The organism is Solihabitans fulvus (assembly GCF_008386585.1).
Taxonomy (GTDB): Bacteria; Actinomycetota; Actinomycetes; order Mycobacteriales; family Pseudonocardiaceae; genus Solihabitans; species Solihabitans fulvus.
Map to the genome: position 1 here is coordinate 33,241 of NZ_VUOB01000018.1, position 16,034 is coordinate 49,274.

The window sequence follows — 16,034 nt, forward strand, 5'->3', positions numbered from 1 at the left end:
GTGCTGGCCCCCTGTGACGCCGATCCCCAAGAACGCGCGAAGAACTCTGCGGAGGTGGCATGGCACTCGTCGGGCGCGTCGCCGCGGTGCTCCCGCTGATCGGGGCGCTGACCACGGCGGCGGCACTGACCGGCGCCGCCGTCTTCACCGTCGCCCAGGCCGGCTGTAGCGACCCAGGCCACTACGTGAAGCGCGACGGCGTCGTCGAGCTGGTCGGGGGCTGCCTCGACCACCGCGACCTGCCGCCGGCGCCACGCAAGGTCGAGCAGGCCGGGGGCGTCCTCGGCCCGTGACGGCCGCGAACACCCCCGGCTGAACGCTCCTAGACCGTGTCGAGCGCGGCCGTGAGGTCCGCGATCAGGTCGTCGGCGGACTCGATGCCGACCGAGATGCGGACCAGGTCGGCCGGCACCTCGAGCAGCGAGCCAGCGGTGCTGGCGTGCGTCATCCTGCCGGGGTGCTCGATCAGCGACTCGACGCCGCCGAGCGACTCGGCGAGCGTGAACAGCTTGGTGCGGGCGCACACCCGCAGCGCCGCCTCCTCGCCGCCCTCGACCAGGAACGACAGCATGCCGCCGAAGCGGCGCATCTGCTTGGCCGCCACCTCGTGGCCGGGGTGCTCCGGCAGGCCGGGGTAGTAGATCTTGGTGACCTTCGGGTGGCGCTGCAACGCCTCCGCGATCCGCTCGGAGTTGTCCGAGTGGCGGTCCATCCTGACGCCGAGCGTCTTGATGCCGCGCAGCGTCAGCCACGCGTCGAACGGGCCTGGCACGCCGCCGGCGCCGTTCTGGAGGAACGCGAACTGCTCGGCCAACTCGTCGTCGCTGGTGATGACGGCGCCACCGACCACATCGGAGTGACCGCCGATGTACTTGGTGGTGGAGTGCGTCACCACGTCGGCGCCGAGCTCGAGCGGGGTCTGGAGGTAGGGCGTCGCGAAGGTGTTGTCCACCACCAGGCGAGCGCCCGCCGAGTGGGCGACCTGCGCGAGCAGCGCGATGTCGGCGATGTTGAGCAGCGGGTTGGTCGGCGTCTCGACCCAGATCACCTTGGTGTTGGGCCGGATCGCGGCGCGCACGGCGTCCACATCGGTCAGCGGAACGGGGGTGTGCTCGATGCCCCAGTGCCGCAACACCTTGTCGATGAGCCGGAACGTGCCGCCGTAGGCGTCGTTCGCCATCACGATGTGGTCACCTGGCCGGCAGACCGACCGCAGCACGACGTCGGTCGCGGCCATGCCGGACGCGAACGCGAGGCCATGCCTGCCGCCCTCGAGGGAGGCGAGGCACTCCTCCAGCGCGGTCCTGGTCGGGTTACCCGTCCTGGAGTACTCGTAGCCCCCGCGCAGGCCGCCGACGCCGTCCTGCGCGTAGGTGGAGGTGGCGTGGATGGGCACGATCACCGACCCGGTGACGGGGTCAGGGTCCTGGCCCGCGTGGATTGCCCTGGTCTCGAAGCCGAACGAGGCGGCGCTGTCGGTCATGGTTCAGAGCCTACGACCGCAGTGGACAGTTGCCCACCTGCGAAAGTCCGATGGGGCTTGGCGTGCGCGTGCCCCGACGGCGGATCCGTTCGTCGCGTTCGGACCACACTCACCACTGCTGCGGGGGATTGCCCTGCTGCGGCGGATACCCGGGCTGCTGCGGCGCGTAGCCGCCCGACGGGGGCGGGTAGCCCGGTTGGGCGGGATAGCCGGGCTGAGCCGGGTACTCGGGCTGGGCCGCGTAGCCGGGCTGGGCCGGATAGGCCTGCTGCGGCGGGTACTCGGGCTGCGGCGGCGGGTACTCGGCCTGCTGGGGCGCGTAGCCGCCGAGCGACGGGTAGCCGTACGGCTGTTGGTCGTAGGGCGGCTGCTGGCCGCCGGCAGGCTGCTGCGGGCGGGCGTTCCCGAGCTGGCGGCGGGTCGCCGGCAGCACCGCGAGGACGAGCACGGCGATGGTGAGCAGCAGATCAAGGACCTCGAAGAACCCGGACAAGGGGTTGTACTCGAAGATCGCCCCGAACTGGAGGACCTCGCCACCGGTCCGGACGATCGCGTAGCCGAAGTTGGCCAGCGACAGGCCCGTGGCGACCACCAGCAGGGTCGCGCCGATCGACTTGCGGCCGAACGCCATGATCGCGCCGGCCCCGATCAGCAGCAGGATCACGATCTCGAGCCCGAACAGGAAGTAGTCGAGCGTGCCTGCGGACTCGCCGTCGACGTTCCAGCCGAAGATCCCGAGGTGGAAGACCGTGTCCGCAGTGACCACGGCGAAGTAGGTCTCGACCAGGAACAGCACGGTGGCCAGGACCGCGACGGTGATGGCGAGGCCACCGGACGGTCTGCGCACCGGCTCCGGATAGCCGACAGCCCCCGGCCAACCGGCCGGGGGCTGCTGCGGTGGGTATGTCATGACCTGCATTGTGCTGCCAGCTACGTCAACTCGGCGTGCTGTCTCGCAGGTCCGTACTCAGGTCGTCACCACTGCTGCGGCGGCTGCTGCCCGTAGCCACCCTGCTGCGGCTGCTGCTGCGGCTGCTGCGGGTACCCGCCGGGCTGCTGCCCGTAGCCGGGCTGCTGGCCGTAGGGCTGCTGGGGCTGACCGTAGGGCTGCTGCGGCTGGCCGAAGCCGCCCTGCGGCGCGCCGTAGGCCGGGGCGGGCTGGCCGGTGGCCGAGCCGCCGGCCAGGTACTGGCGGGTCTGCGGCAGCATCGCGACGGCGGCGACCACCAGCGCGATGATGATGTAGAGGACCGAGCGGCCGCTGAAGCTGTACTGCGCGCCGACGAGAATCGCCATCAGCAGCAGCACGGCGGCGCCGCCTGCGGCGACGAACGAGCCGATCGACTTCTTGAGGAAGATCAGCACGCCACCGACGAGCAGGCCGATCGCGCCGACGAGCTCAAGGATCAGGTAGAAGATCAACGCCCCACCCAGCGTCGGCGTCGGGACCTTGACGCCGTACTTCGCCGCGCTTTCCTGCACGCTCTTGAGGGTGTCGGCCGCGCTCGCGTAGTCCGACCAGTCCACCGCGACCAGGATGCCGACGAGCACGCCGAAGAAGGCGGCCAGGATGGCGGCCGTGAGCGCGAGGCCCTTGCCGCCTGCTGCGCCACCGCCCACCGAGAACGCGGGCGCGCCCTGTCCGTACGGGGCCGCCTGCTGCGGCGCCGCGCCCCACGGCTGCTGCTGCGGGGCGGCCTGCTGCGCGCCGGGCCATCCGCCCGGCTGCTGGCCGTAGGCCTGCTGCTGGTCGAACTGGGGAGCCTGCGGCTGGCCGTAGGCCGGCTGCTGCCCGAACTGCGGCTGCTGGCCCGCGCCGGGGAAGCTCGGCTGCTGGGCCGGGAAGCCGCCGGACGGCGCGCCGAACTGGGGCTGCTGGCCGGGCGTCACGACCTGCGTCGCGTCGGGGTTGACCCCGGCGGCGGCGCGCTGGGCGGACGACACGACCTGGGTGGCGTCCGGGTTGACCGGCGCGACCGGCTGCTGGCCCGCCGAGACGACCTGCGTCGCGTCCGGGTTTGCCACCGGGGGCAAGTGCTGGCCGGGCGACACGACCTGGGTGGCGTCGGGGTTGACCGGCGCGGGCGGCTGCTGGCCGTGCGACACCACCTGGGTGGCATCTGGCGGCGGCGCGGCCTGCGGCGCTCCGCCCTGTGCTTGCTCCTGCGGCGGGTTACCGCTCGCGTCCTGCGGCGGCTGCGGAGCGCTCATCAGGTTTCCGACCCCCTATGGGCATGGTGGTATACGTCTCGGCCAACGCTATCGCGGTAGCCCACTCGGAGCACCGCCGCACCCATAACAACCTGACGAACAACAGGTCAGCGCCCCGCGCCCGGCCCGGCTGGTCCTGTCCGGTGACACCGACAGGACCAGCCAACCACGGGCTCGGCGAAGGTTTCCGCGAAGGTTTCCGCGACGGCTCAGCGACCGGCGAGGAAGCCGAGCAGGTCCTGCCTGGTGACCACGCCTGCCGGCTTGCCGTCCTCGAGCACCAGCGCACCGTCGGCGTGCGACAGGGCGGCCATGGCCGCGCTGACCTGCTCGCCAGCGCCGATGGTCGGCAGCGGCGGGGACATGTGCAGCTCCAGCCGGTCGGCCAGCTGGGCCTTGCCGGTGAACAGGGCGTCGAGCAGGTCGCGCTCGTTGACGGCCCCGGACACCTCGGCGGCCATCACCGGCGGCTCGGCGTTGACCACGGGCATCTGCGACACGGCGAACTCCCGCAGGATCGCCACGGCGTCCGCGACGGTCTCGTTCGGGTGGGCGTGCACCAGCTGCGGCATGGTGCCGTCCTTGCGCCGCAGCACGTCGCCGACGGTCGTGCCGGCGGCGGGCGGCAGGAAGCCGTAGGTGGACATCCAGGTGTCGTTGAACACCTTGGACAGGTAGCCGCGACCGCCGTCGGGCAGCAGCACGACGATCACGTCGTCCGGGCCGCACCGCTCGGCGAGCCGCAGCGCGGCGGCCGCCGCCATCCCGCACGAGCCGCCGACCAGCAGCCCCTCCTCGCGGGCGAGCCTGCGGGTGATGTCGAACGAGTGGCCGTCGGACACGGCGATGATCTCGTCGCAGATGGACCGGTCGTAGGCGTCCGGCCAGAAGTCCTCGCCGACGCCCTCCACCAGGTACGGCCTGCCGGAGCCGCCGGAGTACACCGAGCCCTCCGGGTCCGCGCCGATGACCTGCACGCGGCCGCCGGAGACCTCCTTGAGGTACTTCCCGGTGCCGGAGATCGTGCCGCCGGTGCCGACGCCGGCCACGAAGTGCGTGATCCGCCCCTCGGTCTGCCGCCAGAGCTCCGGACCGGTGGAGTGGTAGTGGCTCGCCGGGTTCTCCGGGTTCGAGTACTGGTTGGGCTTCCAGGCGCCGGGGATCTCCCTGACCAGCCGGTCGGAGACGTTGTAGTAGGAGTCGGGGTGCTCCGGCGCGACCGCGGTCGGGCACACCACGACCTCGGCGCCGTAGGCCTTGAGGACGTTGCGCTTGTCCTCGCTGACCTTGTCCGGGCAGACGAACACGCACTTGTAACCGCGGCGCTGGGCGACGAGCGCCAGGCCGACACCGGTGTTGCCCGAGGTGGGCTCCACGATCGTGCCGCCGGGCTTCAGCTCGCCGGAGCGCTCCGCCGCCTCGATCATGCGCAGCGCGATGCGGTCCTTGACGCTGCCGCCAGGGTTCAGGTACTCGACCTTGGCCAGGACCAACGGGGACAGCCCCTCGGTCAGCGAACCCAGCTTGACCAGCGGGGTGTTACCGACCAGGTCGACGACGTGCTCGACGTACTCCACCGGAGTCCTTCCCACGTAGCGAGACGATGGGCAGAGCGTAACCTCCGCCCGCGCGCCCTGACCCCGATCTTGGTCGGCCCGCTCCCGTAACGGACTATCTACCCATCAGCGAATCAGTGCGACCGGGAATGACCTGTGTCCGAAAGCAGGTTGCACTGACCAACTGACGACTGGGGGAGGTTCGGCAGTGACGGGGTTTCGCGCGGTCCGGTCGGTGGTGCTCACCGCCGGGGCGCTTGGGGGTTTGTCCGGGGTCGCCTACGGGCTGTTCATGGAGCAGTCGAAGCGGGCCAGGCTGGTGATCGGAGTGCCGGAGGATCCGCCGCTGCACGCGGACGGGGTGTACCTGCCCGACGGCACCGGGCCGGTGCCGCTCGGCGAGCACGACGGGCCGACGCCGCTGCGGTTCGGCGTGTTCGGCGACTCGTCGGCGGCGGGTGTCGGGGTGGAGTCCGAGCGGGAGCTGCCCGGGGTGCTGTTGGCCGTCGGGTTGGCCGAGGAGGCCGAGCGGCCGGTGCTGCTGACGACGTACGCGATCAGCGGCGCGACCACACCCGACCTGGCGGGACAGGTGGACGGCGCGCTGGCCGAGCGGGCGGACGGGACGCCGCCGGTGCCGCCGGAGGTCGCGCTGGTGATCATCGGGGCGAACGACGTGACGGACACGATCCCGATCAGGTCGTCGGCGCGGATGCTGGCCACGGAGGTCGAGCGGCTGCGCGCGGCGGGTGTCGGCGTGGTCGTCGGCACGTGCCCCGACCTCGGCGCGATCCTGCCGATCCCGCAGCCGCTGCGATCGGTGGCCAGGACGTGGAGCCTGACGCTCGGTCGGACGCAGCGGCGGGCCGTCGACGAGGTCGGCGGGACACCGGTGCCGCTCGCGGACCTGTTGTCGCCGGAGTTCCTGGCCAGGCCGGGCGAGCTGTTCAGCCCGGACCGGTTCCACCCGAACGCGGCGGGTTACGAGGCCGCTGCCGCGGTGCTGTTGGCGCCGCTGTGCAGCGTGGCCGGGGTGTGGAGCGGCGGGCCGCTGCCTGCGCTGCCCCGCCGGTCGGCGACCGCGGAGGCCAACCGGCCGACGACGAAGGCGATCGCGTGGCTCAACCGGTTGAATCGGCGACAGGATTCGCCGCTCATCCCGTCGTGACGGTCGTCTCCCAGCCATCCTGGAGGGAGACACGGTTCACTACGCTGCTGGCATCGTTGCGGTGAAACAAAGGAGTTCCGTAATGGCTGAGGCTGTCATCGTCGCCGCCGCCCGGTCGCCGATCGGGCGCGCGGGCAAGGGTTCCCTCGTCGACATCCGCCCCGACGACCTGACCGCGCAGATGATCCGCGCCGCGCTGGCCCAGGTCCCGCAGCTCGACCCCGCCGAGATCGACGACCTGATGCTCGGCTGCGGCCTGCCCGGCGGCGAGTCGGGCTTCAACATGGCCCGCGTCGTCGCGGTGCTGCTCGGCTACGACAACCTGCCAGGCACGACCCTGACCCGCTACTGCGCGTCCAGCCTCCAGACCAGCAGGATGGCGCTGCACGCCATCAAGGCCGGCGAGGGCGACGTGTTCATCAGTGCAGGCGTCGAGACCGTGTCGCGGTTCGCCAAGGGCAACTCGGACGGCTGGCCGGACACGCACAACCCGCTGTTCGCCGACGCCGAGGCGCGCAGCGCGGCCGTGGCCGAGCAGGGCGCGGACTCCTGGCACGACCCGCGCCAGGACGGCGGCGTGCCCGACATCTACGTCGCCATGGGCCAGACCGCGGAGAACCTGGCGCTGAGCAAGGGCATCAGCCGCGAGGAGATGGACCACTTCGGCGTGCGGTCGCAGAACCTCGCCGAGAAGGCGCTGGCCAACGGCTTCTGGCAGCGCGAGATCACCCCGGTGACGCTGCCCAACGGCACCGTGGTCTCGGCCGACGACGGCCCCCGTCCCGGCGTGAACTACGAGAAGACATCCACGCTCAAGCCGGTCTTCCGGCCCGACGGCCGGGTCACCGCAGGCAACTGCTGCCCGCTCAACGACGGCGCGGCCGCGCTGGTGATCATGAGCGACACCAAGGCGAAGGAGCTCGGCATCACGCCGCTCGCGCGCATCGTGTCGACCGGCGTCACCGGCCTCTCGCCGGAGATCATGGGGCTGGGCCCGGTCGAGGCGTCCAAGCGGGCGCTGGCCAAGGCCGGCATGACGATCGACGACATCGACCTGGTCGAGATCAACGAGGCGTTCGCCGCCCAGGTGATCCCGTCCTACCAGGACCTCGGTGTCGACCTGGACAAGCTGAACGTCAACGGCGGCGCGATCGCGGTCGGCCACCCGTTCGGCATGACCGGCGCGCGGATCGCGACCACGCTGATCAACTCGCTCCAGTTCCACGACAAGCAGTTCGGCCTGGAGACGATGTGCGTCGGCGGTGGCCAGGGCATGGCCATGGTGCTCGAACGACTGAGCTGATCAGGTGAACCAGACGGCCCCCGGCGCACCGCCGGGGGCCGTTCTCGTTGTGTACGCGGTCAATCACCGAAAGTCGCGTCATGCCCGCGCGGCCGGCCCGTTCCCTACTTGTAAGTAAGGAGGGGCTCATGCGGTACATCTGGTGGCAGAGCGGGTACGACGATCGCTGCCATGCGTTTCCCGCCAACCAGACCACCGAGACCGACCGCGGCTACTACGAGGCGGCCTGCGACCACTCCGTGCCGCCCGGCCGGGTGATCCGCGAACAGGGCGGCCAGCTGTGCACGGCGTGCCTGATCCTGGTCGGCCTGGACTTACCCGAGGACAAGTGGCGCTGACGTCATGAAGGGACCCTCCAGGACACGGGCGTCCTGACGGGTCCCTTCATGGCATGAGTCAGTTGCGCTGGAGGTAGGACAGCAGGCGCAGGATCTCCAGGTAGAGCCAGACCAGCGTGGTCATCAGGCCGAACGCGGCCCACCAAGCCCACTTGGCCGGCATGCCGGTGCGGATCATCTCGTTGGCCTGCTCGAAGTCGAGCAGGAAGTTGAACGCCGCGATGCCGATCACGATGAGGCTGAACACGATCGCCATCGGGCTGCCGTCGCGCAGGCCGAGGTTGGCGCCGAACAGGCCGACGAGCAGGTTCGCGAGCATCAGCACGGCCGCGCCGACCGTGGCGCCGATGATCCACTTGGTCAGCCTCGGCGTGACCTTGACCGCGCCCGTCTTGTACACCACGAGCATCGCGACGAACACGCCGAACGTGCCCGCGATGGCCTGCAATGCGATGCCGGGCACGAGGTGTTCGAACAGGCCGGTGATCGCGCCGAGCAGCACGCCCTCCACCGCCGCGTAGGTCAGCACCAGCGGCGCGCTCGGGGTGCGCTTGAAGATGATGACCATCGACACGACCAGGCCGACGATCAGCGCGGGCAGCGCCAGCGCGTAGAGCTGGAACGCGACCGTCAGCGCGCCGGTGACGATGGCGAGGCCGAGGGTCATCGCGGTCTTGGTGACGATGTCGTCGATCGTGATCGGGCGCTCGGCCGCGACCGGCGGCGCCTCCTGGTAGCCGCCGTACCCGGCCGGCTGCTGGTAGCCGTACCCCGCCGCCTGTTGGGGCGAGCCGAAACCCGCGTAGCCGCCGGTCGGCAGATTGCGGAACGCGGGATTGCTGGTGGTGCGCACCTGATCCTCCTGGGGCGTACTGGCGCCGTCACGGGGTTCAACGCGGCTGGGCGCTGATCAGTTCCCATCGAGTAAAGCGAGTTTTACCTACGCGCTCGGTGAGCACTGGGTCGCGGACCGTGCCGCCATCCGTGCCGACCCTAGGCCGTCCGGGCCGGGCACGCGCAATCGAGGACACCCAGCGGAATGGATCATGACCAGCGCATTCGTCCCCCTGGCGGCTTGTTGGAACCGGATCTACCCGCAAGGCTCGCTGGCGGTGCCGTCCCGACGGGTGGCTCGTCGGGAACCGATCGGCCACCAGCACCTGGGATCCCCGGACCTGAGGAGTCGATATCACCATGGGGTGGAGACGACTGGTCGCCGGCCTGGCCGGCATGTCGGTGGTTGCGGGGATGTCCCTGCTGGCCATGCCCGGCAACGCGGGCGCAGCGCCCCAGCAGGGCATCGGCTGGGAAACGCCGGCGCAGCCCTACTTCCACAATCCGGACGCGAAGGACTGGCTCGGCTCCTACGTCGTGGACGGCAAGCAGGTCTGGTGCGTCCGGTTCGAGTTCAAGGCCCCGGACAGCCAGGAGAAGTACCACGACGGCGACGAGCTGTTGACCAAGTGGGGGCAGCACCTGTCGCCCGAGGTCGCCTCGGACATCTCCTACCTGCTGCTGCGCTACACCAGCACCACCTCGGCGGACGAGGCGGCCGCGCTGGCCCACCTGCTGCACAGCTGGACCGCGCACGCGGACGACCCGTCCTGGCTCGACCCGAGCCGGACCTACGACAAGGTCGCCTACGACGAGACGTCCCACTTCAACGCGCTGCCCAAGACCGCGCAGGACGCCGTGGCGCGGCTGAAGGCCGACGCGACGACGAACCACGGACCGTGGACGACGTCGATCACCGCGCCGAAGGAGCCGCAGCTGATCGGCACGCCGGGGAACTGGACCGTGCAGGTCAACCGGCCGGACAAGACCGGGGTCGCCGGCGTGCCGGTCAACCTGACGCTCACCGACGCCCAGCTCGACGGCGGGGCGACCACCGGGACGGTCAAGACCGGCGCGGACGGCGCGCCGCTGGCGGTGAAGGTCACGCCGACCGGCCCGAACCCCAAGGTCGCCATCAGCGTGGACGCCCCGGCCGACAAGCCGAAGGTGCACATCCCCACGAACGACGCGACCGTGCAGCAGATCGTCACCACCGGCGGCGAGACGAAGCTGCCCGGTGAGGCCAAGACGACCGCGCAGACCGCGCCGGGTGTCGTGAAGATCGCCAAGACCGACGCCGACTCGCACGCCGCGATCGCCGGGGTCTCGCTGCGGATCACCTCGGCCGACAAGGCCGCGCCGGCCGTCAAGCAGGACGGCACGCCGCTGGTCGGCCCGGACGGCAAGCCGTCGGTCGTGCAGACCGGCCAGGACGGCACCGCATCCGTGCCGGATCTCAAGACGCCGCAGGACATCTGCCTGATCGAGACGGCCGCGCCGCAGGGCTACGAGCAGTCCTTCGACGCGAACTCGCCGCCGTCGGTCTGCGGCACCGTCACGCCGGGCCAGACGCTGGCGCTCGCGCTGGTCAACAAGCCGAACAAGGTCATCGTGCCGAGCACGATCCCGGCCGGTGACACGCCGCCCGCGGCCGTCGGCAGGGCCGCGGTGGTCAGCGCGGTCGAGCCCGCCGGGCTGTTCGGCTTCGGCGGCCTCGTGCTGCTCGGCGCCGCGCTGGTCGGCGTCGTCGTCCGGCGGAAGGCGACCGGGCAGCGGTGACGAGCCTCGGCCACGACGAGTTCGCGAGCTGGTACCCCGTCCGCTCGCGGACTCCTCGCCGCGCGGTGGTGCTCGGCGTGCTCGGTCTCGCCCTGCTCGGCGGGGCGGTGTGGACCGCGCCGCCGAACCTGGTGATCGGCGCGCCGGTGGCCGCTCCCCCGCCGCCGGGGCCGGTCGGCGACGGGCTGTTCACCGGTCTGCAACCGGACCGGAACCCACCGAGCAGCGCCGCGCCGAGCAGCGCGCCGCAGGGCCAGCCGAGCCAGGTCCCCGCCCAGCAGCCCAAGGCACCCGTCCAGGCGCCGCAGACGGCCGGGCAGCGGCCGGGCACCATCCGGCTGCCGCAGGGCGGCACGGCGACGCTGGTCCGCCAGGAGGTCGGCGCGGACGGCGTGCTGCCGGTGCCGGAGCGGATCGACGAGGCGACCTGGTGGGGCGCGGGCCTCGAGGCGCAGGCCGGCGCGACGGTGCTGGCCGGGCACGTGAACTGGCGCGGCAGCACGGGACCGTTCGCCGAGCTGTGGTACGCCAGGGCAGGCGAGGACATCTCGGTGCTCAACGACAAGGGAACCAAGTACACCTACCGGATCTCCAGCGTCGTCACGCTGCACAAGAACGAGCTGCCGAGCCGGGCAGGCGAGCTGTTCGCACAGACCGGCAGCCACCGCCTGGTGCTGGTGACCTGCGGCGGGCACTGGGTCGGCGGCGAGCTGGGCTACGACGAGAACCAGGTGGTGATCGCCCAACCGGTGGCCTGACCGATGGCCCGACCGGTGGCCCAGCGCACCAACTCCGTCACACATAGCCACTTTCGGACAACCCGACACCGCGCCGAATCGTCTACCTGGGCGACGACCATCACCCAGAACGGCGGGGCAGGTAGCGGTGTTGAGGTTGCGGGGCGGCAAGCGGCTTGGCTGGCTGACGACGGGAGTGGCGCTGGCACTCGTGCTGGTCGTGCTCGCGGTGCTCGGGGCCCGCGAGCCGAGACCGGGCCAGGCGGCGCAGAGCAGCTGGGACACCGCGCCCGCCGTGCCGCTGCCCTCCTCGAGCGGCCCGCCAGCGCCGACGCCGACCGTGCCGCCGCCGCCCGCCGGGCAGGCGCCCGCCTGGCTGCACAAGCTCAACCCCGGTGAGAAGCCGCCGCAGTTCCTGCTGTTCTCCTTCGACGGCGCCGCGTCCAAGGAGCACTGGGACCGGGTGCTGCCCATCGCGAAGCAGGTGCACGCGCACGTGACCGGCATGCTGTCCGGCGTCTACCTGCTCGCCGACGGCGACGCCGACAGGTACGTCGCGCCGGGGCACGACAAGGGGTCCTCGGCCATCCACTTCGGCGGGCCACCGCAGGACATCGCGACCCGCATCGAGTACCTCAACAGGGCGCTCGCCGAGGGACACGAGCTCGGCACGCACTACAACGGGCACTTCTGCGAGGCCGACGACCAGCCGAGCGTCGGCCACTGGAACACCGCCGACTGGAACTCGGAGCTTGACCAGTTCTTCGACATGGTGAACTCGGCGCGGCAGAAGGGTTTCGCGCTCGACCCGAAGACGGTGCGCGGCGGCAGGACGCCGTGCCTTGAGGGCGACTTCAAGCAGCTGTTCCCCGCCATGCGGCAGCACGGACTGGTTTACGACACCAGCCAGGTCACCCTCGGCGTCACCTGGCCGACCGTGCAGGACGGCATGTGGGAGTTCCCGATGCCCGAGGTGCGCGTGCCGGCGCTCGGCCGCAACGTCGTGATGATGGACTACAACCTCTGGTTCGCGCTGAACGAGACGCGCGACGAACCGGCGCGCAGCGCGGAGTTCACCAAGATCACGCTGGACACCTACCGTTCGGTGTACCAGACGGCGTTCAACGGCAACCGCGCCCCGCTGGTGATCGGCAACCACTTCAACGACTGGAACGGCAGCGCGTTCAGCAACGCCGTCGAGCAGTTCATGGGCGAGGCGTGCCAGCAGCGGGACACCGTGTGCGCCACCTACACCGAGGTCATCCAGTGGATGCAGTTGCAGGATCCCGCGGTGCTCGACCAGCTGCGCAGGATGCCGGCCGCGCGCAACTGAGCGCTCCGAGCTCCGAGTCATCCGACGACTTTCGACTACGTCCAAGACGGTCTAGCGCGGAGGTGCTGCCACGGCATACGGTAGGACCCGCCGCCGCGCCAGCCCACGGAGCACGTGATCCGAGGAGTAGCGCATGTCTGTCACGAAGAACGTCAGCCGTCAGACCGCACCGGCGCCCGCGAGCCGCGGAACGGCCCGCAAGACCTGGGTAAAGCCCGGCTTCCGCGACATCGACACCCCGATGGAAATCACCGCGTACGCGGCCCGCACCTCGTAGTTCCTCGCGGTGGTCGCCGCCCGCGCCCCGGGCGGCGACCGCCGTCCCGTCCGTGGAGTCCGAGCGAGGAGCTGACCTGTTGTCCGGTGCGCGCGAACCATGGGAGGCCGAGGAGTTCATCGCCGCGCTGCGCGCGCTGGCTCCCCGGTACTGGCACGACCACCCGTTCCACCTGCGGCTGCACGAAGGCAGCCTGAGCAAGCACGAACTCCGGTGCTGGGCGGCGAACCGGTGGTACTACCAGCGTTGCCTGCCGCAGAAGGACGCGGCGATCCTGGCGAACTGCCCGCTGCCCGACATCCGCCGGCACTGGCTGGACCGGATCGTCTACCACGACGGCAGCGCGCCGGGGGAAGGCGGCGCGGAGAACTGGCTGCGGATGGCCGAGGCGCTCGGGCTGACGCGGGAGGAGGTGCGCGACGAGCGACACGTCCTGCCCGGTGTGCGGTTCGCCGTCGACGCGTACCTGACCTTCGCCCGCACCAGGCCGTGGGTCGAGTCGGTCGCCTCGGGGCTGACCGAGATGTTCTCGCCGGGCCTGATGCGCCGCAGGCTCGCGGACATGCGCACGCACTACCCGTGGATCGCCGAGGACGGCTTCGCCTACTTCACCTCGCGGCTCACCGTGATCGCCGAGGAGGGAAAGTCCACTGTGGACATCGTGGTGCGGCACAGCAACACCAGGGAGCAGCAGGAGGCCGCCGTGGCCGCCCTCGCCTTCAAGTGCGATGTCCTGCAAGCGATCCTGGACGCGGTCGACTACCACGGCAGGGTCGCCGGATGACCGCGCGGGACGCGGTGCCGCGCCTGCGGGCCGGGGTGCGCCGCGCCTACGACCGGACCCGCGACAGCGACGTCGTGCTGTTCCCCGAGGGTGTGCTGGTGCTCAACGAGACCGCCGCCGCCGTGCTGGCGCGGTGCGACGGCAGCAGCACGATCGCGGAGATCACCGAGGGACTGGCCGAGGAGTTCGACGGAGTGCGGCCCGAGGACGTGGCGGAACTGGTGGCCGACCTGGCCAGGCGACGGGTGGTGCGGGTCGATGGCTGAAAGCACCGAGCCGCCGTTCGGGCTGCTCGCGGAGTTGACGCATCGGTGCCCGCTGCACTGCGCGTACTGCTCCAACCCGCTGGAGTTGGTGCGGCGCAACGAGGAGCTGTCCACCGACACCTGGCGCAGGGTGTTCGACGAGGCCCGCGAGCTCGGCGTGCTCCAGGTGCATCTGTCCGGCGGCGAGCCGCTGGCGCGCCCCGACCTGCCCCGGCTCGTCGAGCACGCGAGCGGGCTCGGCATGTACGTGAACCTGGTGACCAGCGGGCTCGCGCTGACCGAGGAGGTGGCGACGGACCTGGTCGCCAGGGGCCTTGACCACGTGCAGCTGTCCGTGCAGGACGCGGACCGCGCGAACGCCGACCTGCTCGCCGGCACGCGGGCGCACGATCGCAAGCTCGTCGCGGCCGAGGTGGTCCGGCGGTCCGGTCTGCCGCTGACCGTGAACGTGGTGCTGCACAAGGCGAATCTCGACCACGTCGGCGGGATCATCGAGCTGGCCGAACAACTCGGCGCGGACCGCCTCGAACTGGCCAACACCCAGTACTACGGTTGGGCGCTGCGCAACCGGGCCGCGCTGCTGCCGACCAGGGCGCAACTCGCCTCGGCCGCGCCGATCGTGCGGGCCGCGCAGCAGCGCCTCGCCGACCGGATGGAGATCGTCTACGTGGTAGCCGACTACCACGAGGCGCACCCCAAGCCGTGCATGCACGGCTGGGGCAGCCGGCAGCTGACCGTGGCGCCCGACGGCGCCGTGCTGCCGTGCCCGGCGGCCAGTGTCATCGACGGCCTGCCGATCGAGAACGTCCAGCACCGGCCGCTGGCCGAGATCTGGTACGACTCGGCGTCCTTCAACGCCTATCGCGACACGGACTGGATGCGCGAACCGTGCCGGAGCTGCGCGCGCCGGGAGCTGGACTTCGGCGGCTGCCGGTGCCAGGCGTTCCAGCTGACCGGCGACGCGGCGGCGACCGACCCGGTCTGCTCGCTGTCGCCGGACCACGGGCTGGTGCGGACGATCCTCGCGCGGGACGCCGACCAGCCGGACCGGCCCGCGCTGGTGCCGAGGTCGGTGGCCAGGTGAGGGTGGTGCTGCTCGGCACGGCGGCGGGCGGCGGTGTGCCGCAGTGGAACTGCGCGTGCGGGCCGTGCGCCGCCGTCCGCGCCGGGACGCTGCCGGCGCGCGGCCAGGACTGCGTCGCGGTCAGCGGCAACGATCGGGACTGGTGGCTGCTCAACGCGTCCCCGGACATCCGGACGCAGCTGGCGGGCGCGGCGCGGCTGGCTCCCGGCCCGGGGCCGAGACAGAGCCCGGTGCGCGGCGTGCTGCTCACCGACGGCGAACTGGACCACACGCTCGGGTTGTTGGTGCTGCGCGAGGGATCCGGGCTCACCGTGCACGCGCCGGAACTCGTGCTGCGCGCGCTGACCGAGGACTTCGCCGTGCGCCCGATGCTGGACCGTTACGCGTCGTGGACCTGGCGGGTGGCGCCGCCGGGCACGGCCGTGCCGCTGGCCGGCGGGCTGCGCGCGACGGCCTTCCCGGTCGGGGCCAAGCGACCGAAGTACGCGTCCACTGTGGACGGTGACTGGGTGGTGGCCTACCGGATCGAGGATCCCGCTGGCGGCGGCGTGCTGGTGTACGCGCCGTGCCTTGGCGGGTGGCCGGACGGCTTCGACGAGGTGGTCGCCGACGCGGACTGCGTCCTGCTGGACGGCACCTTCCACGGCGCGGGCGAGCTGGGCTCGACCACCGGCGGGCCGAGCGGCCAGGCCGGCATGGGGCACCTCCCGATGACCGACAGCCTGCCGAGGCTGGCCAACCATCCCGGCGTGCGTTGGGTCTACACGCACCTCAACAACACCAACCCGGCGCTGGACCCGGCGTCCGGGGAACGCGCCGGGCTCGGCGGGGCCGAGATCCTGCCCGACGGCACGGAGTTCGTGCTGTGAAACTCCTGCTGT

The 16,034-nt window shown here is 71.4% G+C and carries 17 protein-coding genes; 12 read left to right on the plus strand and 5 right to left on the minus strand.

What is annotated here, in order from left to right; translation table 11 throughout:
- Positions 1-59: 59 nt before the first annotated feature.
- Positions 60-293, plus strand: a complete 234-nt coding sequence (locus F0L68_RS10490) for a hypothetical protein (protein ID WP_149849315.1) — start codon at positions 60-62, stop codon at positions 291-293.
- Between the two features lie 29 nt (positions 294-322).
- Here F0L68_RS10490 and F0L68_RS10495 read toward each other — a convergent pair whose 3' ends face one another.
- From F0L68_RS10495 to F0L68_RS10510, 4 genes are all read right to left on the minus strand, one after another.
- Positions 323-1,483: a cystathionine gamma-synthase gene (locus F0L68_RS10495; RefSeq protein WP_149849316.1), complete on the minus strand. Its 1,161-nt coding sequence runs from the start codon at positions 1,481-1,483 to the stop codon at positions 323-325.
- Between the two features lie 109 nt (positions 1,484-1,592).
- A complete protein-coding gene (locus tag F0L68_RS10500) occupies positions 1,593-2,393 on the minus strand; it encodes a hypothetical protein (protein WP_149849317.1) in 801 nt (266 codons plus the stop codon).
- A gap of 65 nt (positions 2,394-2,458) precedes the next feature.
- Positions 2,459-3,694, minus strand: coding sequence for a hypothetical protein (locus tag F0L68_RS42270; protein ID WP_188316495.1), 1,236 nt, complete (start codon positions 3,692-3,694; stop codon positions 2,459-2,461).
- Positions 3,695-3,903: 209 nt separating this feature from the next.
- Positions 3,904-5,271, minus strand: coding sequence for a cystathionine beta-synthase (locus F0L68_RS10510; protein WP_149849355.1), 1,368 nt, complete (start codon positions 5,269-5,271; stop codon positions 3,904-3,906).
- A 187-nt stretch (positions 5,272-5,458) separates the two neighbouring features.
- On the opposite strand from F0L68_RS10510, the gene F0L68_RS10515 reads away from it, so the two are divergent.
- The 3 genes from F0L68_RS10515 to F0L68_RS10525 all read left to right on the plus strand — a co-directional run bounded on the left by F0L68_RS10515 (position 5,459) and on the right by F0L68_RS10525 (position 8,059).
- On the plus strand, positions 5,459-6,418 hold the full coding sequence (locus tag F0L68_RS10515) for an SGNH/GDSL hydrolase family protein (RefSeq protein WP_149849318.1): 960 nt from the start codon (positions 5,459-5,461) through the stop codon (positions 6,416-6,418).
- A gap of 82 nt (positions 6,419-6,500) precedes the next feature.
- On the plus strand, positions 6,501-7,721 hold the full coding sequence (locus F0L68_RS10520) for an acetyl-CoA C-acetyltransferase (RefSeq protein WP_149849319.1): 1,221 nt from the start codon (positions 6,501-6,503) through the stop codon (positions 7,719-7,721).
- A gap of 128 nt (positions 7,722-7,849) precedes the next feature.
- The gene (locus tag F0L68_RS10525; RefSeq protein WP_149849320.1) at positions 7,850-8,059 is read left to right on the plus strand and encodes a hypothetical protein; all 210 of its coding nucleotides are present in this window, start codon (positions 7,850-7,852) and stop codon (positions 8,057-8,059) included.
- A 58-nt stretch (positions 8,060-8,117) separates the two neighbouring features.
- Here F0L68_RS10525 and F0L68_RS10530 read toward each other — a convergent pair whose 3' ends face one another.
- Positions 8,118-8,912: a Bax inhibitor-1/YccA family protein gene (locus tag F0L68_RS10530; protein ID WP_149849321.1), complete on the minus strand. Its 795-nt coding sequence runs from the start codon at positions 8,910-8,912 to the stop codon at positions 8,118-8,120.
- Positions 8,913-9,253: 341 nt separating this feature from the next.
- On the opposite strand from F0L68_RS10530, the gene F0L68_RS10535 reads away from it, so the two are divergent.
- From F0L68_RS10535 to pqqB, 8 genes are all read left to right on the plus strand, one after another.
- Positions 9,254-10,672 (plus strand): MSCRAMM family protein, encoded by a 1,419-nt coding sequence (locus F0L68_RS10535; protein ID WP_149849322.1) that lies wholly within the window; start codon positions 9,254-9,256, stop codon positions 10,670-10,672.
- The gene (locus F0L68_RS10540) at positions 10,669-11,430 is read left to right on the plus strand and encodes a class F sortase (RefSeq protein WP_223198667.1); all 762 of its coding nucleotides are present in this window, start codon (positions 10,669-10,671) and stop codon (positions 11,428-11,430) included. Before F0L68_RS10535 ends, F0L68_RS10540 begins: the two co-directional genes overlap by 4 nt.
- Positions 11,431-11,557: 127 nt before the next feature.
- Entirely contained in the window at positions 11,558-12,742 is a 1,185-nt protein-coding gene (locus F0L68_RS10545; protein WP_223198668.1) for a polysaccharide deacetylase family protein, read from the plus strand.
- A 133-nt stretch (positions 12,743-12,875) separates the two neighbouring features.
- Positions 12,876-13,019, plus strand: coding sequence for a pyrroloquinoline quinone precursor peptide PqqA (pqqA, locus tag F0L68_RS10550; protein WP_149849323.1), 144 nt, complete (start codon positions 12,876-12,878; stop codon positions 13,017-13,019).
- A gap of 79 nt (positions 13,020-13,098) precedes the next feature.
- On the plus strand, positions 13,099-13,803 hold the full coding sequence (pqqC, locus tag F0L68_RS10555; RefSeq protein WP_149849324.1) for a pyrroloquinoline-quinone synthase PqqC: 705 nt from the start codon (positions 13,099-13,101) through the stop codon (positions 13,801-13,803).
- Positions 13,800-14,069, plus strand: a complete 270-nt coding sequence (pqqD, locus tag F0L68_RS10560; protein WP_149849325.1) for a pyrroloquinoline quinone biosynthesis peptide chaperone PqqD — start codon at positions 13,800-13,802, stop codon at positions 14,067-14,069. The genes pqqC and pqqD overlap by 4 nt, the downstream gene beginning before the upstream one ends.
- The gene (gene pqqE / locus F0L68_RS10565; protein WP_149849326.1) at positions 14,062-15,153 is read left to right on the plus strand and encodes a pyrroloquinoline quinone biosynthesis protein PqqE; all 1,092 of its coding nucleotides are present in this window, start codon (positions 14,062-14,064) and stop codon (positions 15,151-15,153) included. Before pqqD ends, pqqE begins: the two co-directional genes overlap by 8 nt.
- Positions 15,150-16,022 carry a pyrroloquinoline quinone biosynthesis protein PqqB gene (pqqB, locus tag F0L68_RS10570; protein ID WP_149849327.1) on the plus strand — a complete coding sequence of 291 codons (873 nt, stop codon included), beginning with the start codon at positions 15,150-15,152 and terminating at the stop codon, positions 16,020-16,022. Before pqqE ends, pqqB begins: the two co-directional genes overlap by 4 nt.
- The last annotated feature ends 12 nt before the right edge of the window (positions 16,023-16,034 follow it).